This is a genomic window from Bifidobacterium sp. MSK.17.10 (assembly GCF_019129655.1).
In the GTDB taxonomy this organism is placed as follows: domain Bacteria; phylum Actinomycetota; class Actinomycetes; order Actinomycetales; family Bifidobacteriaceae; genus Bifidobacterium; species Bifidobacterium adolescentis.
In genome coordinates this window covers 59,897-83,064 of the sequence record NZ_JAHOJD010000011.1, presented here as the reverse complement: position 1 = coordinate 83,064, position 23,168 = coordinate 59,897, and the positions used below count along the sequence as shown (strand labels likewise).

General features: G+C 60.7%; 13 protein-coding genes. 4 read left to right on the top strand and 9 right to left on the bottom strand.

The genetic code is table 11. The features are described 5' to 3' along the window. Positions 1–113: 113 nt before the first annotated feature. Positions 114–2,285 carry a DUF6541 family protein gene (locus tag KSX58_RS09400; protein ID WP_254882507.1) on the bottom strand — a complete coding sequence of 724 codons (2,172 nt, stop codon included), beginning with the start codon at positions 2,283–2,285 and terminating at the stop codon, positions 114–116. 432 nt (positions 2,286–2,717) lie between these two features. Here KSX58_RS09400 and KSX58_RS09395 point away from each other — a divergent pair, with 432 nt between their 5' ends. After that, positions 2,718–4,118: an ABC transporter permease gene (locus KSX58_RS09395; protein WP_217752084.1), complete on the top strand. Its 1,401-nt coding sequence runs from the start codon at positions 2,718–2,720 to the stop codon at positions 4,116–4,118. Beyond that, complete coding sequence (locus KSX58_RS09390) at positions 4,115–5,158, top strand: ATP-binding cassette domain-containing protein (RefSeq protein WP_033500172.1); 1,044 nt, start codon at positions 4,115–4,117, stop codon at positions 5,156–5,158. Before KSX58_RS09395 ends, KSX58_RS09390 begins: the two co-directional genes overlap by 4 nt. A 532-nt stretch (positions 5,159–5,690) precedes the next feature. On the opposite strand, the gene KSX58_RS09385 is transcribed toward KSX58_RS09390, so the two are convergent. The 5 genes from KSX58_RS09385 to KSX58_RS09365 all read right to left on the bottom strand — a co-directional run bounded on the left by KSX58_RS09385 (position 5,691) and on the right by KSX58_RS09365 (position 13,829). After that, a complete protein-coding gene (locus KSX58_RS09385; protein WP_055055036.1) occupies positions 5,691–6,521 on the bottom strand; it encodes an HD domain-containing protein in 831 nt (276 codons plus the stop codon). 241 nt (positions 6,522–6,762) lie between these two features. Next, positions 6,763–7,632 carry a class II glutamine amidotransferase gene (locus KSX58_RS09380; RefSeq protein ID WP_003811182.1) on the bottom strand — a complete coding sequence of 290 codons (870 nt, stop codon included), beginning with the start codon at positions 7,630–7,632 and terminating at the stop codon, positions 6,763–6,765. Between the two features lie 374 nt (positions 7,633–8,006). Further along, entirely contained in the window at positions 8,007–10,187 is a 2,181-nt protein-coding gene (locus KSX58_RS09375) for a KUP/HAK/KT family potassium transporter (RefSeq protein ID WP_003811184.1), read from the bottom strand. Positions 10,188–10,431: 244 nt separating this feature from the next. After that, positions 10,432–11,388 carry a TatD family hydrolase gene (locus KSX58_RS09370; RefSeq protein ID WP_117762807.1) on the bottom strand — a complete coding sequence of 319 codons (957 nt, stop codon included), beginning with the start codon at positions 11,386–11,388 and terminating at the stop codon, positions 10,432–10,434. Between the two features lie 92 nt (positions 11,389–11,480). Next, on the bottom strand, positions 11,481–13,829 hold the full coding sequence (locus KSX58_RS09365; RefSeq protein ID WP_217752086.1) for an alpha-L-arabinofuranosidase C-terminal domain-containing protein: 2,349 nt from the start codon (positions 13,827–13,829) through the stop codon (positions 11,481–11,483). A gap of 279 nt (positions 13,830–14,108) precedes the next feature. Between KSX58_RS09365 and KSX58_RS09360 the strand changes: the two genes are divergently transcribed. Next, positions 14,109–15,179 carry a LacI family DNA-binding transcriptional regulator gene (locus KSX58_RS09360; protein ID WP_003811190.1) on the top strand — a complete coding sequence of 357 codons (1,071 nt, stop codon included), beginning with the start codon at positions 14,109–14,111 and terminating at the stop codon, positions 15,177–15,179. 123 nt (positions 15,180–15,302) lie between these two features. Then, positions 15,303–16,340 (top strand): glycoside hydrolase family 43 protein, encoded by a 1,038-nt coding sequence (locus KSX58_RS09355; protein ID WP_039775921.1) that lies wholly within the window; start codon positions 15,303–15,305, stop codon positions 16,338–16,340. A 30-nt stretch (positions 16,341–16,370) separates the two neighbouring features. On the opposite strand, the gene KSX58_RS09350 is transcribed toward KSX58_RS09355, so the two are convergent. From KSX58_RS09350 to KSX58_RS09340, 3 genes are all read right to left on the bottom strand, one after another. Further along, complete coding sequence (locus KSX58_RS09350; protein WP_217752083.1) at positions 16,371–18,782, bottom strand: glycoside hydrolase family 36 protein; 2,412 nt, start codon at positions 18,780–18,782, stop codon at positions 16,371–16,373. A gap of 182 nt (positions 18,783–18,964) precedes the next feature. Beyond that, positions 18,965–21,130, bottom strand: coding sequence for a glycoside hydrolase family 127 protein (locus tag KSX58_RS09345; protein WP_217752082.1), 2,166 nt, complete (start codon positions 21,128–21,130; stop codon positions 18,965–18,967). A 233-nt stretch (positions 21,131–21,363) separates the two neighbouring features. Beyond that, complete coding sequence (locus KSX58_RS09340) at positions 21,364–23,151, bottom strand: ABC transporter ATP-binding protein (protein WP_033500164.1); 1,788 nt, start codon at positions 23,149–23,151, stop codon at positions 21,364–21,366. Positions 23,152–23,168 lie beyond the last annotated feature (17 nt).

Sequence of the window (23,168 nt, the reverse complement as noted above, 5' to 3'; positions counted from 1 at the left end):
CGTGAACCGTTGGAAATCCAACGTTCCATCGGCGTGTCGAAACTTGACAAATCAGAGCCTCTTGTTCTCCCAATCGCCTATTTCGACGCCACGCAGCCACGCAACACACGTGATCACTGGCAGTTGAACTGGTACAACGCCCAGCCCTTCGCATATGAAGCCATATTCGAATAATCCTGAACCTTGCGCATCGTGCCATCTTTGGCGTACTGGTCGATCAGCTTTTGATCGTGGAACGTGTCGTACTGCTGCTTGAACGTGAACATCTGCAGGCTCGGCGCCTGGCCGCCCATGCTCAGGAAGTATGCATCGCCATCCGCGCTCAGCGGGCAGACGGTATTCGTCAGCACCTTGCCGTCGCCCGACGCGAACGCATTCTCCGTCTGTCCGAAAATCGCACCATTCTTCTCGGCCTTCGCGTTGTAAATCGGGAACAGCATATCCGCGCCGTACATCGCCGTCGCATACATGGAACCGTTCAGCGGATCGGAAACCACCACCGAATCGGTACCAGTCTCCTTCACCACCTTCTTGAGAATCTTCTCCTTCGTGGCAGTGAGCTGCTCGTCCGGCCGCGCATCGTCAATCGTCATATTCGCATAGACGGCATCCGACAGGGCGGAACGAACAGTATTGCCGAATTGGCAGGAAATGGCGAGCGCCGCAAGCAGAACAATCGCAATGATTTTCGTGACGTTCGGCAGACGGCCGGCACGCAACAATACGACGGCGGCGAAGACGATCAGCGGCAGCACGCCGAACGGAATCATGGTAAGCGGTCGGGTTTCGGCGCGATACCAGGCGGCGGCCACGATGTTGGGGAACCAGCCAGTCAGCGCGGTCGAGCAGACGTAGACGAGACCGACCAGGAAGAAGGCCAGCAGAATGGCGATCGCGTCGCGGCGGAGTTGCGAGGCGTCGGAACGTGGAGTGCGGTAGCTGGCGGAAGTCTTGCGATTCCTACGATCGGCAGGCATAGCCGCAAAATCGGCAACCTGTTCGTGCGGTTGCGCTGACGTGCTATCGGATGCACGGTCAATCGCAGAAGCGCCGGGCACAGTAGCGGAATCGGCGCGATTGGCGGCGAACCATTGCGGGCGGATGATGGCTGCGACGGTGACGGCAAACGCGATCAGCACGATTGCGGCCATGAACCAGCCTTGCACGCCGCCGATATTGTCGGTGACGTAGATTTTGAGCGCTTCGGGAACCGTGCGGTTCGGAACGAAGGTGTGGAACCAGCTGGCGGGATTGAAGTAGCGGTCCGATTTGTAGCTGGACATCATGTATACGAGGAACACGGCGGCGCCGAGAACCACTACGCCAGCAAGGCCTGCGATGGCTTTCCATGGCAGTCGCGTCAGCACGAAGGGGGCCATGAGCAGGAGCCAGGTGAACACGATGCGCGGATGGGCGAACATGCAGACGCCGGCAGTGACGAAGAACCATATGATCCATTTGACGAGGTGTTCGCGGGTGGCGAGCGCGTCGAGCAGGCGAAGTGTGGCGTACAGCCAGAACGGCAGAAGCGTGGCGGCCAGGCCGAAGGCGATCAGCGGACCGGAAGCCAGCATTTGGAAGGGGTGCGAGGCGGAAGCGACGGCGAGCGGGGGGATGATGAGCGCGAGTATCGCGGGGAATAGCGGAACTACGACAGACGCGACATTGCGGGCCGAGGACTTTCGTACGTTCGCAAATCGGGGGGAGCATACGGATTGTGCCGAATGCGACAGGCGACGCGTGAAATAGGAAGCGTACAGCTGAATCGCAATCGGCCAAACCAAGCCGGATGTGGCCAGCCAGACCGTGTTGAACGCGGCGTAAATCGACAGATTGACGCCGAACAAGCTGGCGAGCTTAATCATGCCGGCTGCAAGCAGATGGAACAACGGCGGATAGTATTCGTCGTTCGGCCACAGGTGGGTGGCCGCGCCGACGCCTTCGCCGAGGATCTTGCGGATGAAGTAATAGTGCGCGGGCGCGTCGATTTCGTGCAATGGGTTCGTCCAAGCGGCGGAACCGTGCGGAAACCAGGCCCATACGACCGCGGCGGCGAGCGCGACGCCGATGGCGGAACAGACCGGCAGTGCGATGCGGGATAAGCGGGGAACGGCGGAATCGCAAGGCAAAGGCAAAGTATCGTTCGTTGTCTTGCTTGATATCTTGTCCGTCGTTTTAGCCGTCGTTTCGTCTGTCGTCTTGCTTGCGGCGACTGCGCTGTCGGCTTCATCGACTGCGTCGTCGGCCGCTGTGGGAATCGTATTGTCTGTGCTGTGCTGCTTCATCGCCATCCATCGTAGCCGAAGCCGCGAAAGCAAGCCACAAATCGCAATCGCACCTGCATTTTGTAATCCAAAACTGGACCGTGCGGCAACAAAAGCTGGAAAGGCATCTAAAAACGGATGGAACATGCGCGGGATGGGCGCAAGACGGACGCGGAACGCGGGAAGAATAGGCGGACGTAGAGCGGAGACGAGCGCGAGCAGGAACAAAATCGCCGCTTATCCAACCTTCGATTTTCAGGAAGTATTCAGACTTCACACAGAGGTATAACAGTGTTGCGCAAGAAAACAATCACGTTGGATGGGCAGGATGATTGCACGGGGCGCATTGCGCTGTGAGCGTACTCGCTGTCGTTGCTTGACTGTGTGCGTCCCGGCCAACGCTGGCGTCGGCATGCGTCGACGCGTAACTACAGAGAACTGGAGAAGTACCGCATGTTCGTTCTCAAGAACGCATGGGCTGCGCTCGGTCGCGTCAAATGGCGTACCGCGCTGACGGCTTTGCTCGCACTGCTGGTGTCGTTCTCAGCCGCCGTGGATCTGGCGGTGCTGAGAGCCGACGACAAGGCGAATAACGAAACATACCAATCGCAGAAAGCTTCGGCGGTAATTCGGCCAAGCGCGAAAGTCACTGCGAAACGCGACGGCGCGGACTCCAATTACACCGCCAATTACATGACGTGGGACATGTACACCAAGTACGCGGAAGCGGTGCAGAAGGACAACTTGACGTTCGAATACACGCTCGCCACGTCGGTGCCGGTGCGCGCCAGCAAGTCGCTGCAGGCGATCGCGGCGAAAAGCGACACGAGCGAGGACAAGACCGGCGGCAACCTGACGTTGCAGGCCTTCTACACGAACGATGCGGCGAAAATCAACGACTACGGCACGTTCAAAGTGGTCAAGGGCAAGCAGCTGAACTACAAGACGGCCAACGACGGCGTGCTGGTCTCTCAGGCAGTGGCCAAGAAGAACAATCTCAAAGTGGGCGACAAGGTGACCGTCGGCAATCCGACGAAGGCTTCCGAAACCTACAAATTCACCGTGCGCGGCATCTACGAGTACACCGGCGAGGCGCCGGCCGGATACGGTTCCGACGCGAAATACGCGAAAGACAACCGCGAGAACGTGGTGTACACGTCGTACATCAACTTCGCGCAAAGCGGTCTGGATGTGGCCGGCACCAAGGGCTGGGCCATCCCGAACCTCAACATCATCTTCACGCTGACCGATCCGGCCACATACAACAAGTTCGTGCGACTGGTGACAAAGGCCAAGCTGGACACGTCGAAGTTCACAATCTCATCGCCGTCGCTTGATGCGTACAAGAAGCGCATCGCACCGCTGGACGCCGCCGCCAAGGCCGCGCGCACGGCGTTGTTGGCGACCCTGATCGTCGGCGGGCTCGCGCTGCTGGCATTGGTGCTGTGGGCCGCGATCGGTGGACGCCGTGACGAAATCGGCATGGCGATGGTTTCCGGCGTCACCAAGGGACGTTTGGGATGGCAATTCATGCTGGAAACGTTCATGATGACCGTTCCAGGCTGGGCAATCGGATTGATTGCCGGCGCGCTGCTGGCCAAGCCGCTTGGCACCGCATGGGCCGGTGGACAGGCTGTGGCCATCACATCCGCATCCGTGTGGAACATGATCTGGTACGGACTGGGCGCCTGCCTGGTTCTGGGCATCATCGCGTTCATGCGCGTGGGATTCTTCGATTTGGGTCAGCTGTTCGCAGGCCGTTCTGACGATTCGAACGAATCTGCCGAAGCGAAGAACGCAGACGAGCCGGAGGAAACAGTCGAGTCGACGGAACGTACGGAGGTGAACGCATGAGCGAGAAAGACGTGAAAGACAACGAAACCGAAGCATTGAACAACGCTGCTGCGGAAAACGCGGACATCGAGGCGGGCGAAACCGATATGGCCACGTCGATCGAATCGGTCGATTTCGCGGTGGTGTATGACGATGGAGGCGATTCCATCGCAACCGAATCGGCAGAAAACGCGGAAAATACGGAAGGCATCGCCACGGAAGACAGCGTTGCCAGCGACAACGCGAATCGCGTGAACGAAACGCTCGCATTGGGCGCGACCGACGACGAACAGTCGCTCGACCAGCACGAAACCGTACAGGCGGACTCCGCAACCAGCGTGTCATCGCAAATCGACCGCGAAATCAAACATCATCGCAAGAAGGACGCATTCTTCTTCAAGGCGAACCCGACATTCGCGCTCGACCATGTGACGGTGCACAACCGCAAAACCGGACGTGACGTGCTCGACGACGTTTCCCTGGCGTTCCATGCCGGCGCGACCCACGCGGTGCTGGTGGATGCCGAAGATGTCGAACAGCATCAGGCGCTGGTGGCCACCATGGTCGGCATGATGCGGACGACCAGCGGCAACGTGATGCACAAAAGCACGAACCTCGCCGACGCGACACCGGTCGACGTGCTTGGACACCGCATCGGTTTCATTCCGCAGCGGTTCGCCGTGCGCGGCGACCTTGACGCGGAAGGCAACGTGCTGTACGCCATGGACGCGTCGAACCGCAATTTCCTGCAGCCCAAGCCGGTGATTGCGCGCGAGCTGCTCAAGCGCGTGGGATTCGAGGAAGTGACTTCCGGTCTGCCGGTGGGCAAGATGAGTGCGTTGGACCAGCGTCGTGTGGCAATCGCGCGTGCGCTGAGCTGCGAGGCGGAGGTGATTATTGCCGACGAGCCGACCGCTGGATTGAACCGTGACGACGCCGCCGTGGTGCTGGGGCTGCTGAAGAAGGCCAAGCGCGATGAAGATCGTAAGCGTGCGATTATTGTGGTGACCGATAATCCGGAGGTCGCCGATCAGATGGAACATTGCGCGGAGCTTGAGTAGCGAGCGGCGTTCTGCGAGGCGAAAGCCTTGCGGACTGGTGTTGCATGCCAGTCCGCAAGGCTTTTTTCGTGCTGATTCTGGTTCGTGCCGATTCGCGCTGGTTCGCGGTGACACACCGCTAAAAACATGTCATATGCGCTATGTGTGGCAGACTCTTTCATCTTTGGAATCTCAAACCGCTATGTGTGGCAGGTTGTTTGACGCATCGTGAGTTAGAGAGGCGGTTTTATGCCCCCTAATGTATGGCGGGAAAAGAGAAGTGCCACAGATAGCGGTTTTCAGTGCGCAAAACTCGGGCGGCGGCCAGGCTTCGAGGAATTTTCGGGTGTATCTCGCTTATGAATGGCGGATTTTTCCGCTCGACGCGTGCTATCTCGCTTATAGATGGCGGATGGTTTTGCCGCATGAGACTTAGAGGGGATTGAACTTACCCCCTAACACCTAGTCTTCCTGAGACACCCGCCATTCATAAGCGAGATAGCATCCGGCAGACACCGAAATCCGCCATTCATAAGCGAGATAAGTAGGTTCGCTACTCAGCGATGCGCATGTGATACTGCTCGGCGAGCAGTTTGACGTCGAGGACGCCGTAACGTTCCAGAAGGCGCAGCCATTCGCGCTTGTTGCTTTCGCCGAAACGGGCGGCCTTGCGCGTGTAGGCTTCGGCGGTCAGGAACTTCGGCGGAATCGACTTGCTGTTGTACTTGTCCGCCACCATGACGACCTCCTGCTCGAGGTTCATTGGCACGTAGTCGGCCGGGGGCAACGGCAATCCCTGCGATTCCACGGTTTCGCGGGTGAGGCCCACACCTGTGTGGTTGCGTGCGAACTGGGCGATCGATTCGTCAACGTCCTCGTTCAGCAAGTATTCGTAGCCTTTGAGCCCGTGCTGAACATAGTGCGGACCGTCGAATTTGAGCGGTTCGCCGTCGGAACCGTCCTGCTTGAGCAGGAAATACGTGCCGATGTCGTGCAGCAAACCGCCAATGACCACCAGATGCTCGTCGATGAGCCGCGGCGGAACGGTACCTCCGGTCAGCCCTTCCGTGGACGGCACCGCAGGCATGTGCAACATGCCGAGCGATTCCTCGCCGGTATTGTCTTTCGTCAGTTCCAGTCCGAAGTCGCCGGTTTTTTCGGGAGCGTCCGTCGGCAGGGTGCAGCGGCGGGTGAACAGTGCATTCTGCCGGCGGGCCATGCGGCGGGCGATGTCGGCCACGACCACGCAATGGCCGTGGATGAGGTCGTATGCGGCTTGCGATTGCGCGATTTTGCGATGTAGCTCATCCACTTGCGCAAGAGTGGGGATATAGCCGGTCGTCGGCTTGTTCGATTCGGTTGTTTCGTTCGATTCGTTCGTCATACGCCCATCTTAGGCACGTTCCATCACGCCCATCACACGGTTCCTGACGCAGTTTCCAAAACGGTTCCCAACAGCCGAAGGGATTCATACACCACACCAGGGGAATCCCGAATGAACGGACACGGATTCAACGGTTTCCCCGTCTTGTCAACGATGTTCCAAGGAATGCCGCCTTAAAACGAGCATTCATCAGCTGCCCGCAGCGGACGGCACGATACGCGGGGACGTTATGTGCGGAAAATCAGATGGAACGGACGCGGAATTCGCCGGTGCGGTTGGAAGCCACGATCATCTGGTCGTTTTCGAGGCGGGTCCAGCCGTCTTCGGCGCGCTGGTCGAAACCGGAGCTGGCCACGACCACGCCCTTCGACTGATCGTCGTTTCCGCCGAGCGCACGGTAGCGCAGCACGCGGTAGTCGCGCGCCTGCTCGCCACGACCGTACTGGTCGTAGATTTCGACGATGCGCTTGGACGTGACCTCACGGCCGGCCGCGCACAGGGCGATGAACTGGTCCTGGCTTTGGATCATGCAGTTGTAGCTGGACTTCGGATAGCTTTTGCGCAGTTCACGCACGGCCTGCGCCACCGCCTCGTCGAGTGCGAAGCCAAAGCCGATGTATTGCAGGATGACGGCGAAGAAAATGGCGGAATCGGAACGGCCGCCGGTGGACTGCACGATGCTCGGATCGACCGGGAACGCGCGATTCGTAATGATGTTGCGGCCCTGGTCGTCAGAAATGTCGCCATTGTGGATGAAGCTCAGGCCGTTCGCATAGAAGGGCTGCTGGTTTTCAAGAATCAGCGGCAGGTTGGAGCTGGCCAGGCGCAGATGCCACAGGCCGCCGCGGGCCGGAGTGTTGGCGAGCTCGTCGAAAATCGGATCATGACGGGCGGCGATGGTGTTTTTGTAGATCGCGGTGCCGGTTTCCGGAGTCGGCGCACCGCCGTCGCGACGGTATGGCGATTCGTCCGGCACGGTGATCAGCGCGGCGCCCCAGCCGTCGTTGTGGATCTCGCTCAGATTTCGGAAATCGCGCACGTTCTGCATGCCGAGCACGCCATTGAGGTTGGTGTTGCTGCCTGCCGTCGCGAATCCAAGTAATCTGCACATGGTTGATTACTTTAGCGACGGCAGGTTTCGACGCGCGCGTGCCGTTATCGGAGTTGGTTATAGCCTGCGATTCAGCCGCCGATTCATACGCATCGCACGTCGCAAAACGCACGTCACGAACGTAAGTTGTCCCGCAAACGAGCAGGAGGACCGACATATCCTGTTGCAGACCGTAAAAACTCGGACTGAGCGGCCCGGAGCGTGTCGGTAATAGGATATGCCGGTCCTCCTGCGGACTTGGCGGTATTCAGCCAAAGGAAAAGGGCTGGGGCATCTCGTTCGTGACACACTCAAGGCCGTTCGGCCAAGCCTACGGTCACAAACGAAATGTCCCAGCCCTCCTTGCGTAGATAAGCCGTGCTCGCAGAGCGGATTCACACGCGCTTCAAGCGCGGCGGACGCTCGGTGGCGAGGAACAGCGGCTGAATCTCAATCAGCGGATTGTAGGGAGCGAGTCCGAACCATTTGACCGGAGAGCCGGCCAAATGACGAATCGCGTACTTGATCTGCAGTGAGATCGCGCCCTTCTGGGACACCTTCGACTCGGGCATCAACGCCTTGTGAATCAGCACGTAGCGGATAGGTCCGATGTTCGGATCGGCATCCAGCTTCGGGTAGCGGGTGGTCTGCTTGGGCAGATCGCCGGACTTCGACAGATCGTTCATGATCTGGTGGATGTATGCAGGAATCGACTGCGACACCTTGAAGCCCAAGCGAATACGCACGCGGAACAGGAAGTCCGTGCCGAAATTCTCCACCGAATACTCGCGCGTGAACGGGTTGTCGGATGTTTCCACCGACACCGCCCACCATGCGCGGGCGCGCTTCGGATGGTCCGCGAAAATCGAGAAGAAGATGTCGGTATCGACACGCTTCATTTCCGGATCGGACGTCAGATAGACGATGTTGTCCGTGAAATACGGAATCGAATCGTCCTCATGAAGCTGCTTCAGAACCGGCACGCAATCGGCGGGCTGCATATGCCGGCGTTGCGCGCGTTCCAGCTTCGTGCCTTCGTTCCACGTGTACATAATCAGCAGAATCGCCAATGTCAGCAGCATGGTGAACCAGCCACCGTGCAGGAACTTCGCCATCGAAGCGAAGAAGAACAGGAACTGGATGGCCAGGAACACCACTGTGAACACGACCGCGCCGACGCGCTTGCCATCGTGCCAAATGTAGACGGCCAGCAGAATCGTCGTGGTGATCATCGTGACGGTCAATGCCAGGCCGTACGCGGCGGAAATATGCTCCGAATCGCGGAACATCGCCAAAACCAGCAGGGTGGAGACGCACAGCACGGCGTTGACCACCGGAATGTACAGCTGGCCGCGGGTACGAGCCGGATAGCGCACCTGCAGGTGGGGCATCCAGTTGAGTCGCGTCGCTTCGGAAACCATGGTGTAGGCGCCGGTGATCAACGCCTGCGAAGCGATCACGCCGGCGCACACGGACAGCAGCACCGCCACGTAGCGTACGGACGGGGTCATCATTTCGAAGAACGGATTGAGGCCGTGCATGTGGTTGTACGCGGTGTCGTCCCAATGGTTGAGCATCCACGCGCCCTGGCCGAAATAGCAGAGCACAAGGGCGATCTTGATGAACGGCCACGTGAAGTAGATGTTGCCGCGGCCGACGTGGCCCATGTCGGAATACAGCGCTTCGGCGCCGGTGGTGGACAGGAACACGGTGCCCATGACGGCGAGGCCTGCCGCATTGTGGTGGCTGAAGAGGAACTCCACGCCGTACACCGGATTCAGCGCTTCAAGCACGCTCCAATCGGAGCTCAGGTTCACCAAGCCGACGACGGCGAGGAACGAGAACCAGATCATGACCACCGTGCCGAACGTGCGGCCGATGCGTTCGGTACCGCGCGACTGCACTGCGAACAGGCAGACGATGATCACAATGGTGATCATCAGCGTCAGTTCTTTGTTTTCGCTCATGATCGGTTCCAGCAGCGGCAGTGTTTCCAAGCCTTCCACTGCCGAGCTGATCGAGACGGCCGGCGTAAGCACGGAATCGGCGAGGAACGCGGCGCCGCCCAGCATGGCGGGAATCGCAAGCCATGCCCCATATTTGCGGATCAGCGAATACAGTGCGAAGATGCCGCCTTCGCCGTTGTTGTCGATGCGCATGGCGATGAACACGTATTTGACGGTGGTGATCAGCGTGATCGACCAGAAGACCAGCGACAGGATGCCCAGCACCGCGGCGCGATCCGTATGCGCCAAACCGCCTTGGCCGTTGAGGAACGTCTGCATGGTGTACAGCGGCGAGGTACCGATGTCGCCGTATACCACGCCAAGCGCCACGATGGCCATGGCCGGCGTGATTTTGTCCGGGCCGGACTGGAGACGGCTCCACCAGCGGCCGATGCGGCCCTTGCTGGCGGCCTCGTCAAGTTTCGCGGCTTCCTGCTGCTGCGCCTCGTGCTCCTTGATGAGCGTCTGGCGCTCCTCCTTGGTCAGGACCTTGTGCGAGACCTTTGGCGCCTGCGTGTACGTCGCTGCGTGAAGCAGCGGCTGTTCTTCTTCGTTCGGCTCGTTAGCCATAACGCTTCCTCCAAGTGGCGGGCCTTCCAACCCGCTCCCCAAAATAAAACGCAAGGTGTGACACTAGGAGCTTGGCAAACCATTGTCAAATCTTCACACGTGATTCGGCACGTCACGCATGAAATTCACATATGCTTGATTGTTTGTATTTTGCTTATTTTCTGGCGATTACGCAACTGTTACGTTGAGGCCCATGCGACCGTCACGGAACCGCCACGGGATTACCGCGAAATCGCCATTCTTTTTAGATGCCGTACACTTCGCGCGTCGTTTCACGCGTGGCTTTGGCGATTTCAGCCAACGGTCTGTCAAGATAGTCGGCGAGCGCCTGCAGGGTGTACGGGATCATATACGGCGCGTTGGTGCGGCCGCGGTAGGGCATCGGACTTAAGTAGGGGGCATCGGTTTCGACCATGACGTGGCTCATGCCGACGAGTTTCGCCGATTCGCGGATTCCGTCGTTGCCTTTGTAGCTGGATGTGCCGGAAAGGCTGAGATACCAACCGTTTTCGCGGGCGATTTCGCCCATTTCGGCGTCGCCGGAGTAGCTGTGGAACACGGTACGTTCGGGGGCTCCGTCGGCGAGCAACGTTTCGATGACTTCCTTGTGCGAGTCGCGGTCATGGATTTGCATGGGCAGGTTGAGTTCCTTGGCGAGCGCGACGTGCGCGCGGAACGCCTCGCGTTGCAGTTCCTTGGCGCCTTCGCCGGTGCGGAACAGGTCCATGCCGGTTTCTCCGATGGCGACGACCTGGTTGGGGTAGGTGGTGGCGAGGCGGTGCACTTCGGCCATGGCTTCGTCGAAGGGGATGTCGTGCCAGGGCTTGTATTTGATGGGCAGGCCGTCGGGGCCGGGTGCGCCGCGGTGGCCGTGCAGCACGGCTTCGTTGGGGTGTATGGCGATTGCGGCGTGCACGGTTCCGGGATGCTCGCGGGCCATGTCGATGGCGGTCATGAGGTTGGGCAGCTCGCAACCGCAGTCGATTACGCCTTCGACGCCAACTTTCTGGGCTTGTTCCAGCAGTTCGTCGACGCTGTAGACGGGTACTTCGCCTTGGCCTTTTTCCATGGCTTCGTGACTCATGGCTTGGGAGAAGGGCACGACGGATGCGACGTGGGTGTGGTTGTCGATGACGTGCGCGTCTTCGGGCAGCGGCTGTGGGGCCGGGGCCCAATTGCGATTGCGGTGGTGCTTGCTCATGTTTTCCAGATTAGTCCCGATTGGCCCTGCACTGCGGGCGAACTCTCGTTCGAGGGTTCAAACGAGGGTCCGCCCGTTTCGCGGCATACACGTCACTTAATCGTGATGGTGGTGAACGACCATGCCGGTGCCGTGTAGTCGCCGTCTGTCAGATCAATCGCGGTCTGCCGCGGCCTGGTCGGTGATTCCTCACCGACCTGTCCCGCATACGGATTGTCTCCGGCTAGGACGGTGGCCGTGGCGGATGCCGCCGATGCTGTGGAAATATTCAACTCGGCAAGAATCTGACGTAGGTCGACGCTTATTGGCGCGTCCATGGCATTGACCACGCGCACGTAGGTTTCCCCTGCCTTGGCGTTACGCGATACGGTGACGGTACGCCTTGGCTCGTCCTTAACCTCCGTGCCATCCGCAATCAGCGTTCCATCGATGTACAGTTTCATGGTTTGACCGCGGTCGGTGATGTCGGCGTGCACCTGCCACGTGGTGCCCGGCCGTACTTCGTTCATGGAGACTTCGGTGCCGGCGAGCGCGTAGGCGGTGCCGTCGCGGACGACGCGCACGCTGTGCCCGCGACCGAGCGAGACGATGTTGTGGTTTTTGCCGTCGATGTCGCCGCAGATGAGGTCCATGCCCCATTTGCCTTCGTAGTAGACGACGGTGGCGTCGATGCTGTAGGAATCCGCGTGCAGGGCGAGCGGGGTGTCGATGGTCCTGCCGTCGTAGGCCACGTCGCCGAGGTCGATCGTGTCCCCGGCTGCGGTGGTGATGGTGAGATTGTTAAGGTCGGCTTTGGCGTTGCCCGCGATGCGCAGTCTCACGGTGTCCGGCAGGGTGCGGCGCAGCGTGGACGGGCCTTCGACGGTGACGGGCCACGCGGTGTCGGCCGTGGTGGTGGCGTACATCTGCTGCACCCAATAGCTGTAGGGATGGTAGGCGCGTTCGTTGTCGAAGTAGATGAGGTCCGGATTCCAGCTATGGTGCCCATTCTTGGCGAACAGCGGGGCGTAGGAGGCCATGGCCACCACATCGCCGTTGAGTTCCATGCGTCCCATGAAGGCCGCTTCGGACAGGCCGTTGATCAGTTGGGTGTTCCAGGAGCCGTATTCGCCGAGGTAGACCTTCGGCCCCTTGCGGTCCGTGTGGTCGTAGTGGTCGAGGTTGTGGAACCACCAGCTGGACGACTGGTAGGAATGTTCGTCGACGATCGGCAGACCCGCTTCGCGCGCGTACTTCCAGCCTTCCTCGTAATCCTGACCGCTGGGGGCGGGACCGACGGTGCCGACGACGACGATGTCCGGATATGCGGCTTTGACGGCGTCGAAAATCTGCTGGAAGCGGTTCTTGAACACGTCGTCGATAAGATCCTCGTTGCCGATGCCGAGGTATTCGAGACCGAACGGCTCCGGATGGCCCATGGCGGCGCGCTTGGCACCCCATTCGGTGGCGGTGCTGCCGTTGCAGAATTCGATGAGGTGGAGCACTTCATCGATGTAAGCGGGCATATCCTCCTGCGCCACCGGCACCGGGCCTTGGCTGGTGTTTTGGCAGCTCACGCCGGCGGGCAGCACCGGCAGCGGCTTGGCGCCGATTGTTTCGCACAGGCACAGGTATTCGTAGTAGCCGATGCGGAATGACTGGTGGTAGCCCCAGAGGTTGAAGTTGTGCGGACGATGCTCGACCGGTCCAATGGTGCGGTCCCAGTGGTACATGTTGTCCATGCCGAGGCCGTGGGTGATGCAGCCGCCGGGGAATCGCATGAATCGTGGTTTGAGGTCGGCGAGCGCCTCCACCAAATCCGGGCGGAAGTGCTTGAGGCCGCGGTAGGTGGTGCGTGGCTCCAAGGTGACGAAGTCGAGGTCGATGACGCCTTCGCCGTCGAAGGTCAGGCGCAATGTGCCCTGTGTGGCCACGCTCGAGCCGGCATCGCCGTGCTCAGGAACGGTCAGCGAGGCTTGGTATGTCGTCCATGCCGAGGCTGAGACGGTGATGGTGTTTTCGGCGATGATGCTGCCGTCGTCTCCGCGCAGCGAGACCGTCACCGGCATCGCGCTTTCCGATCGCACGCGCATCCAGGCGGTGAAATCGTAGGTTTCTCCGGCGTGGAACACCATGCCGTCCCAGCCGGTGTTGTCCAGCGCGGCAGGGGCGTGTTCGACTTCCACCGTCGCGTAATGCGGGTTTTCGGTGGCGACCGGGTCGTCGTCATGGATGCAGAACGCGGCGAACGAGCCTTCCGGCACGATTTTGCGCCAGAAGCTGTAGTTGCTCCAATCGATGGAGTCGGCGCGGTTGTATTCGAAGGCGCCGTTCTGCACGAGGTCGGCGTTGAGGCCGCCGTCGCCGGAGTAGCTGATGTCTTCGAAGAAGATGCCCCACAGGTCGGTGCTGATGGCGCGCACGCCCGCTTTGTCGAGTGTGGCGGTGAGTTTGTCGGTCATGGTGTGGCCGTCAGCCGGATATTCGTCAGCCGGGGCGACGGAAACGGTGGTAGGGATCGTCATCGAACCTCTCTTCGTTCGGGGCCGCTATGACGCAGCGGTGGCAAAAGCCGGACGCCGTCATGCGAACCATATATGTATCGTTACATATTCTAGCGCAAATCCAAGCGTCCGCAATGGACACAATACGTCGGTGAGTCTTTGTATTTGCAACGATTTTACAGAATCGAAAAAATATAATATCGTTACATATCAATCGTATTGTTCAAGGAGCGGCATATGACCAGCAGCACACCGACGCTACGCGACGTGGCCGCGGAAGCGGGCGTCTCCCCCATGACCGCGTCGAACGCGCTGCGCGGCAAGCCAGGCGTCAAGGAATCGACCCGCGCCAAAGTGATCGCCGCAGCGAAGAAACTCAATTACCGCATCAATCTGACGGCCAGCATGCTCAAATCGGGCCGCAGCAACATCATCCACGTCATCGTCAACGAATTCGATTCGCCGTTCTATTCAAAGCTCACGCAGGCGTTGAGCAACGAAATCGTGTCCCGCGGACTTATTCCATTCATCGAGCAGACGCAGTATTCGCCGGACGCTGCCGAGCACGCGCTGAGCAGCAATCCGTTCTCCGGGCAGCTGTTCGATGGCGAGATCCTGCACGCCACAGGCTTGGGCACAAATGTGCCGCTGTCCAAACTCAATGGCGGCAGACCATTCGTGCTGCTGGACGCCTGCGAGGAGACGCCGACCGTCGATGCCGTGAACTTCCCCAACGAGGAGGCCGAACGCGCGGCGATGCAGCATCTCATCGACCGCGGATGCCGCAATATCGCGATCGTCGGCCACCGGTTCGCCCCCCGCGCCGATCTGGCGCATGCCCAGAACGCGTTCGCTCTGCGATTGCGCGGCGCATGCGGAGCGCTGTCCGACGCCGGACTGCCCTATGACGAGTCGATGGTGTTCGAAGCCGGGGATGTGGCCAATGGCATCATCGCCGGGCATGCGATTGCGGAACGTATTCTCGCCGCACGGAGCGGACATGGTGGCACCGAGTTCGACGGCGCGTGCTGCGCCAACGATTTCGCGGCGTTCGGCGTGATACGCGGGCTCGCGGACCGCGGACTGCGCGTGCCGCAGGACGTGAAGGTGATCGGTTTCGACGGCGTGACCTCCGGCTCGTACACGACGCCGGCGTTGAGCACCATCCAGGTCGATTTCACGCAGCTTGCGAAATTCTCGGTCGATATGCTGTCCGAACGTATCGATCATGGAACAGACGAGGCGTTGCCGCCAAGACGGGCCATCATCGGCTACCAGCTGGTGGACCGGGAATCGACCGCGGTCTGAGGATGACGCCCCGATGGCAGGCAATCCGCCATAGGCAGCAGCCTTCGCGGCCAATCCCACTCAATCGGAATCACTCAATCGGAATCAATCGCCATCATTCATCAAGGAATCTCTAGGAGCATCATGAGCATCGACACCCAGGCCTATCTGTTCGTGCATTTCATCGGCGAGGAACGCAATCCCACCGACGAACAGCTGTACTTCGCGCTGAGCCGCGACGGCGTGCATTGGAGGGATCTGCGCCCGGCCGGCAGTCCGGCGTTGACGTGGCTAGGCGGCGAGAAGGGCGTGCGCGACCCGCATATCGTGCGCGACCCACGTGGTGGATTCCACATTGTGGCCACCGATTTGAGCATCTATTACCGTGGCGGCTGGGGGCCGAACGATGGCGCCACCACGAATGGATCGACCGGCCTGGTGATCTGGGACTCCCCTGACCTGGTCCATTGGAGCGAGCCGCGCCTGGTGGACGTGGCCTCGAAGATTCCGGACGCTGGCATGGCTTGGGCTCCGGAGGCGAATTGGGATCCGAATCGCGGGCAGTGGATCGTGTTCTGGTCCACGAAGAGCAACGCCGAAAGCTCCGCGGATCCATTGGCCAACGAGCTCGGCGATCCGACGAATGTGTATTATGCGACGACCGTTGATTTCAGGGTGTTCTCCGATCCGGTCAAGTGGATCGATCGTAAGAATGTGATCATCGATTCGACCATGCTGCGCGACGATGACGGCTGGTGGTACCGCGCGTCCAAGGACTCGGAAATCACCATCGAACGCACCCGTAACCCGTATGCGACGACCTACGAGGTGCTGCGCACCGACGACCCGAATGAGTGGTCGTATGTGGGCACGCTCACCGACATCTTCGGCAATGGCCGGTATTCCATGCACTACTTGGAAGGGCCGGAACTGTTCCGTTACAACGACGAAGACGTGAAGGTGGTCAACGGCAGGACCATGCCATTCGGCCTGATGTGCGACCAGTACGCGGAGTCCAAGGGCTACCTGTCGTTCCGCGCCGCCTCGCTCGCCTCGCATGATCCGGCCGATTGGCAGCGCGCAGACGATATCGATTTCGGCGCGCTGAAGAAGCGTCACGGCGCGATTCTGCCGATCACGGCCGCCGAATACGACGCCATCGAAACCGCCTTCGCCCTGTAGGCGGCGCGATTGTCCATCCGTCGCAACCGCTCAGGCGCGGCGGATGGCGAAGATGCGGGCGGACGGCTGCTTGGAGGTGGCCGCGTTGAGCCGGACCGTCTCGGGGTCCATGCGCTCGACGGTCCACGGCTTGGCGTCGGGCGCATGCTCGGGAACGGCCGGATTCGGGAAGATCTGCTCGATATGGCAGTCCTCGGACAGCGGCACGTTCACGGAAGGCGTGCCGCCGCGACGCCAGACGATGATGTAATCGCACGGATCGTCGTCCTCCGACGGGAGGAATGACGGATGGCGCAGACCGACGACGAGCCAATCGCCATCGAAATCAGGCAGACGGGCCGGCCAGAACGGCACCAATTCCTGCTGCTCGGTCAGCACACGGCGGTGCAAGGCCACCGCATCCCGCACCAAGGCGAGCCGATGCTCGTCCATGCGATCGATGAATCCGGACAGGTACAGCCTGCCGAGTATGCCCGTGGCCAGCGTGAAGACGGCGGTCTCATCGTCCATCTCCTGCTGGGCGTAACCCCAGTTGCCTTGCTGTTCCGGCAGTATCGTCAGACCGGCGCCGGCGGCGATCGCGGCGTAAATCAGCGGATCACACTGGTCGGAGGTGGATTGCAGATCCAATCGCTGCAGCTGCGCGTAATCGGCGCGCATCGCACCGGAACCGCAGTTTTCGATCATAACGTCCGGATGGCGGCGGCGCAGGTCGTCCAGCCAATCCAAATAGGCACGGCAGTGGCCGAGCAGGCCAGCGCCGGCGGATTCGGCGTCGAGATCAGTGCCGACGCCGGGGACGGTGTTGTAGTCGAATTTGAAGAAGACCGCGCCGAAATCGTCGATCAGCCGGTCGACGGTGCGAGTGACGTGCTCGCGTGCGGCGGGCGAGCGGAAGTCGAGCAGGTACCGGCCCGAATCGCATACGCGCACACCGTGGCGCTGGAAGAACGCGTCATCGGGCAGACTTTGGGCGAGCGGCGATTTCACGCCAATCACCTCAGGCTCGAGCCACAATCCCAAGCCCATGCCATGCGCGCGGATGGTGTCGGCCAAGCCCTTGAGCCCGGCTTCGCCGAAACGGTTCGTGGAGGCCTGCCATTCGCCGACCATGTCCCACCAGCCGCCGTCCGTGCTGTCGTACCAGCCCGCGTCGATGCAGAAGATGTCCGCACCGACGCGCGCCGCGCCTTCGACGAGCGGCAGTTCCTTCTCCAAGCGCGGGTCGCCGAACAGGGTGTTCATGTAATCGTTGTAGACGACGAGCCCCTGCGTGTGCTCGAACTGCTCGGAACGACCTAATTCGCGGGCCTTGGCAGCACGCAACGCACGGCGCTGCAACGTCATTTCGACGACGGACTGCTGCCAATCGCCGGCCGCGATCGCGAAGGAGACCGGCACCGATTCGAAATCATGGCCTTCACCCAACTCCGTATACCAATGGTGGTCCTGATATTCCGGTCCGAACGCGCTGATGTGCAAACCGGGATCATCCTCGCCGATTTCCCATTCCCATGGGCCGTTGTGCTCGATCTGCCACATTACGGAGAAGTCGCGCGATTGGCGGCGCGAGCCCTCCACCTGTACGATGCCGGCCGGCTCATGCACGCCGGTGCTCCATGTGGAGGCGGAGCTCATGGCGAATCGCGAGCTGGATTGGCCGGGATTGATGACTTGATTGCGATTGCGCACCGACACGTCGCGCAGTGGACGGCTGCGCCAATCGTTTTCCACCGCCCACGCGGAGTCTCCCCAGAATACGCGGGAATGGTCGATTTTGCCGCAGTTGACGCGCATCGGCACCGTCAGATTCAACGACGACACCGCCTCGATAGGCAGCGGGCGCGCGGAGCTCAACCGCGTGTAGGTACGCACTGCGGACAGTCCCGGGAACGCTTCGAATACGGAAGTGACTACCAGCCCAGCCGTGGCGTCGGCATGGCGGACGGTTTCCGGCGAGGGCTGCGCGGCGGCTTCGGCCCGTTCGGCGGCGGTCGGTTCGAACGCGCGCCCGTGCGGCTCCAGTTCCGCATACGAAGCGAATTGGACGATCTCCAAACGATATGGTTCGGCGGACCCTTCCTCCGGCTCGGAAGCGGCGGCCGAGACGAATCGCAATACGCTGCCCGCCACCGTGGCGATCAAGGTGAGGCGATTGTCCTGCGATCCGGTGTTGGCGGCACGCACTTCGACGATTGGACGCGGATCACGTTCCAGCACGGTTCTTCCATCGTCGGTAACACGGCCGCCGATGGGCCCCATGCCGCGGCCTGCAACGTTGCACAATCGGACGGGGGAATCGCCTGCCGTGTCGAACAGCATGGAAACCACGCCATTGCCCCATTCGAGACGCCCGTCCTCACGGGGACATACGGGGTTCATTGCACCGGCACCGCTTATCATCTTCGACTCCTCAACCGTGTTCAGATACCGCCTGATCATTGACGTGCATCGATTGACGTACCTGGTACTAGCTTAAGCGGTAAATGGGGCAAATCGCACGTGCGTGTCTACTCGAAGCGGAAATATGCGATGAACTTGACTGGCGCATCCTTGGTTTTGGTGATGTTGCCGAAACCAAGGACAGCCCCTTTGTCGGGCAGTCCCTTCGTCACTCGTCATGCTCACGCGCGTAGGAACACCGTCATCTCGTTCTCGCCACGGTTGGCCCATGCGAAGTATGGAATCAGCGTGGCCGTCGTCGTCTTGCGTTCGGCGGGACGCCAATCATGGTACAACGCGGAGGTTTGCGCGGAGTCTTCCACTTCACGCCAAGCGGGAATCGCCAGCGTGGTCATCGGCATATCGACGGCGTCCACCTCGCCGAGCCCCTGCTCGTCCTGTGCGGCGGCGCCGGCATGGAAGACGATGCGATCAACAGACACGCAGGATGGATCGGATGCGATGCGCGCGGTGTCGGCGTGCAGCAGATGCAGGTTCGCGCCATTATCGACACCTTCCGCGCAGTAGGCCAGCGGTCCGCGCACGAACGCCACCTTTCCGGCGTCCTCGCGTACGAGCGGATTCGCGGCGACCATGTGGACCGGCATCGGGAAATCGAAATCGACGACGTCGCCGTCATGCCATGCGCCGGTCAGATACAGGTATCCGTCTCTGATGACGCGGGAGATGTCGTCGCGGCCGCGCACGGTGACCGCATCGGAAGCGGTTTCGCCACCGGCCCAGGCGGGCAGACGGAGGGCGATCGTGAAAACCGCGTCCTTGGATGCATCGGAAGCAGAATCGCCTGCATCAAAGCCCACTGCGACGGATCCCTTGCCGGACCAGGGCATATCGGACATGACGTCAAGGCGCACATCGGTGCCGGAAAGCCTGGCATGGACGCCGCCGCCCATATACAGATGCACATACAGGGTGGATGAGTCGTCTCCGATCGTGTAGGCGTACTGCTGCACGTCCTCCACGATGCGTGCGATGTTCGGCGGGCAGCAGGCGCATCCGAACCACTTCTGGCGCACCGGCTTGACGTGCGCCTTGCGTTCATCGCGATGGCATGCCTCGGGCACCACTTCGAGCGGGTTCACGTAGAAGAAGCTTTTGCCATCGAGTGCCATGCCGGCGAGCGTGGTGTTGTACAGCGCCGATTCCATGACGTCCGCATATTCGGATTTCGGCTGGATTTCCAGCATGCGGCGGGCGAAGAACGCGAGCGCGATGGCGGCGCAGCTTTCCGAATAGGCGGTGTCGTTCGGCAGATCATAGTCGAAGGAGAAGGCCTCCCCCATGTGTGTGGCGCCGATACCGCCGGTGATGTAGAGCTTTCGGTCGACGATGTTGCGCCATAGTCGTTCGCAGGATGCCAGCAGGTCGGAGTCGCCGGTCAGGCGTGCCACGTCGGCGGTTCCGGCGTAGAAGTAGGCGGCGCGGACGGCGTGTCCGAGGGCCTCCGTCTGTTCTGTGATCGGCTTGTCGGCCTGGTAGTAGGCGTAGTTCTGCTCGCGCGGCGCGTAGTTGCGGCCGTCCTCCCGGGCGCGGCGGCGGTCTTCGAGCTCGAAATAGAGCGGCTGCCGGCCGCGTTGGCGTACAAAGTATTCGGCGAGGTCGGCATAGCGCTGTTCGCCGGTGGTCTCGGCGAGTTTGACGAGTGCCATTTCGGCGATTTCGTGCCCGGGATAGCCGTGCAGCTTGCCGTCGGCGGTGCCGAATCGGAAATCGATGTAATCAGCGAAACGGCAGGCCGCGTCGAGCAGCTTGCGTTTGCCGGTGGCTTGATAGTAGGCAATCGCGCCTTCGGTCAGGTGGCCGAAGCAGTACAGCTCATGGTGGTCCTTCAGGTTGGTGAAGTGCCGGTCCATGCCGTTGAGGATGTAGTAGGTGTCCAGGTAGCCGTTGTCGAGCTGCGCCGCGCAGACGATATCGATGGCGGTGTCGGCGGTCGCTTCAAGGTCAGCGTCCGGGTGGTGGGTCAGCGAGTAGCCGACCGCTTCGATCCATTTGGAGAAATCAGTGTCTTGGAACACGAAGCCGTAGAACTTGTCGGGATCGGGGTGCGCCGGGTCGTCCGGCAGGGCTTCGAAGCCGCGGAACGTGTATTTCGGCGGCACGAAGGCCTTGCCTTCCTTGTGGTGTTCTGCGTTCTGCGCGGCGGCGGCCTTGAAGTTGTGCATGCAGTAGCTGGGTGCGGCGCCGGGAACGTTGTCGTTCAGCGCGTTCCACTGGTAGGGAATCACCTGGGTGCGCACGAGTTCCTGCCGCGATGCCCAGAACGGGTCGGTGACGGTGGCGTCGCGCAATGCGATTGGATGGCTGGTGCGATTGGTGGTAGTCATGAGTGCAAGCGCTCCTTAGTGCATCGTTGTCTTGTTAACGCTCACAATCCATTATTCCACGGGTTGCTCCAAAGTACATTCCGCATGGCGGCATGTCCGACGGGAATCCCACCGCGGCAGCCGGCCCAAGATGGCCGCGCATTGGCTGCGCGACCGTTGGACAGGCATTTCGGATTGCGGATATACGGGCTAAGGGGCAGAGCAGCTAGCCGCCGGGGCTGGCGGTCGGCTGCTCAGACCTTGATCATGGCGTACTGCGATTCGTAGAGCCGGTAGTAGGCGCCATGGCGGGCGAGCAGCTCGGCATGGTTGCCCTGCTCCACGATCTGCCCGTGGTCGATGTAGCAGATCTCATCCGCATTCTCGATCGTGGACAGGCGGTGCGCGATGATGAAGCTCGTGCGTCCCTTGAGCAGATGGTTCAGACCGGCCTGCAGCGCCTCCTCGGTACGCGTGTCGATATTCGACGTGGCCTCGTCGAGGATCAGGATGCGCGGGTCGGCGAGCAGCACGCGCGCGAACGCGATGAGCTGGCGTTGGCCCGCGGACAGGGTCGAGCCGCGCTCCTCCACCACGGTGTCGTAGCCGTCTGGCAGTTCCATGATGAATTCGTGCGCATGCACCGCTTTGGCCGCGGCCACGATCTCCTCGTCGGTGGCGTCCAGTTTGCCGTAGCGGATGTTCTCACGCACGTTGCCGGAGAAGATGAACGTGTCCTGCAGCATGACGCCCATCTGCCGGCGCAGGCTTTCCAACGTGACGGAACGCACGTCGTGGCCGTCGATCGTCACCGAGCCTTCGGCGACGTCGTAGAAACGCGACAGCAGGTTGATGATCGTGGTTTTGCCGGCACCCGTAGGACCGACCAGCGCAATCGTCTTGCCTGGCTCGACATGCAGGTCGACCAGGTTCAGGATGTTGCGGCCGTCCGGCTCATAGCGGAAGACGACGTCGTTGAAGTCGACGCGGCCCTCGATCTGCGGCAGATCGACGGCGTCCGGCGCGTTGCGGATCTCCGGCTGCACATCCAGCGTCTCGAAGATGCGCTCGAGATACGCGGAGCAGGTGATCAGCTGGTTGTAGAAGTTTCCGATGCTGATTACCGGGTTCCAGAAGTTGTTCGCGTAGCCGACGAACGCGATCAGCACACCCGTGGTCACGTCCACACCGCCGAAACCGGTGACGCCCACATAATAGATGAACGCGATCGTCATGACGGAAATCGTCTGGATGCCCGGCCACATAAGCGTCTGGATATGCACCGTACGCATCCACGCGGAACGCACAGCGCCCTGCTGTTCCTGGAATGTGCGGAACTGCGTGTCCTCGCGCGCGAACGTCTGGGTGGTCTTCACACCGGCGATCGATTCGTGGATGAACGCGTTGAGATTGCTCTGCTTATTGGATAGCACCTGGTACGCGCGACGCTGGAAATGCTGCAATCCCAGCACCCACGCGATGAGCAGCGGGAACAACGCGAGACTGTACAGCGCGAGACGCCAATCCACGACGAACATGACCACTAGCGTGATGAAGAACGTGAACACGTCGGAAATCACGTTGACCAGACCGGAGCTCAGGGTGTCCGAAAGCGTGTTCACATAGTTGACCACGCGGATGAGGATTTTGCCATGCGGACGCGAGTCGAAATAGCTGAACGGCAACGTCTGAATGTGCGTAAACAGGTCGCGGCGCATGTCTTTAAGCATGAGCTGGCCGACGCGCGTGATTTCCACAGTACGGTAGCGCAAACCGAATTCGTAAATGACGATGAGCACCGCCAGCAGTGCCACCAGCTCGCCAAGCAGTGCAAGGTTTTTCGCCGGAATGACACTGTCGATCATGATTTTCGTCAGATACGGTTCCACGACGTTGATGCAGCCCATTGCCGCCACGACGATGAGGATCCAGACCACGCGGGCCATGTACGGTTTCAGGTAGACGCCGACGCGCGCGAGGTCGCGCATATTGATCTTCTCTTCAAGGTCTTCATCGTCACGGAAGGTGTTGCGTTGTGCCATGATGTTATCCTCCCCCG

What these genes read in the sequence shown, in the direction of transcription:
- KSX58_RS09400 (WP_254882507.1), bottom strand. Translation starts at nt 2,285, where the DNA reads ATGAAGCAGCACAGCACAGACAATACGATTCCCACAGCGGCCGACGAC.
- KSX58_RS09355 (WP_039775921.1), top strand. Translation starts at nt 15,303, where the DNA reads ATGAGCATCGACACCCAGGCCTATCTGTTCGTGCATTTCATCGGCGAG.
- KSX58_RS09375 (WP_003811184.1), bottom strand. Translation starts at nt 10,187, where the DNA reads ATGGCTAACGAGCCGAACGAAGAAGAACAGCCGCTGCTTCACGCAGCG.
- KSX58_RS09370 (WP_117762807.1), bottom strand. Translation starts at nt 11,388, where the DNA reads ATGAGCAAGCACCACCGCAATCGCAATTGGGCCCCGGCCCCACAGCCG.
- KSX58_RS09350 (WP_217752083.1), bottom strand. Translation starts at nt 18,782, where the DNA reads ATGATCAGGCGGTATCTGAACACGGTTGAGGAGTCGAAGATGATAAGC.
- KSX58_RS09390 (WP_033500172.1), top strand. Translation starts at nt 4,115, where the DNA reads ATGAGCGAGAAAGACGTGAAAGACAACGAAACCGAAGCATTGAACAAC.
- KSX58_RS09345 (WP_217752082.1), bottom strand. Translation starts at nt 21,130, where the DNA reads ATGACTACCACCAATCGCACCAGCCATCCAATCGCATTGCGCGACGCC.
- KSX58_RS09380 (WP_003811182.1), bottom strand. Translation starts at nt 7,632, where the DNA reads ATGTGCAGATTACTTGGATTCGCGACGGCAGGCAGCAACACCAACCTC.
- KSX58_RS09360 (WP_003811190.1), top strand. Translation starts at nt 14,109, where the DNA reads ATGACCAGCAGCACACCGACGCTACGCGACGTGGCCGCGGAAGCGGGC.
- KSX58_RS09365 (WP_217752086.1), bottom strand. Translation starts at nt 13,829, where the DNA reads ATGACCGACAAACTCACCGCCACACTCGACAAAGCGGGCGTGCGCGCC.
- KSX58_RS09340 (WP_033500164.1), bottom strand. Translation starts at nt 23,151, where the DNA reads ATGGCACAACGCAACACCTTCCGTGACGATGAAGACCTTGAAGAGAAG.
- KSX58_RS09385 (WP_055055036.1), bottom strand. Translation starts at nt 6,521, where the DNA reads ATGACGAACGAATCGAACGAAACAACCGAATCGAACAAGCCGACGACC.
- KSX58_RS09395 (WP_217752084.1), top strand. Translation starts at nt 2,718, where the DNA reads ATGTTCGTTCTCAAGAACGCATGGGCTGCGCTCGGTCGCGTCAAATGG.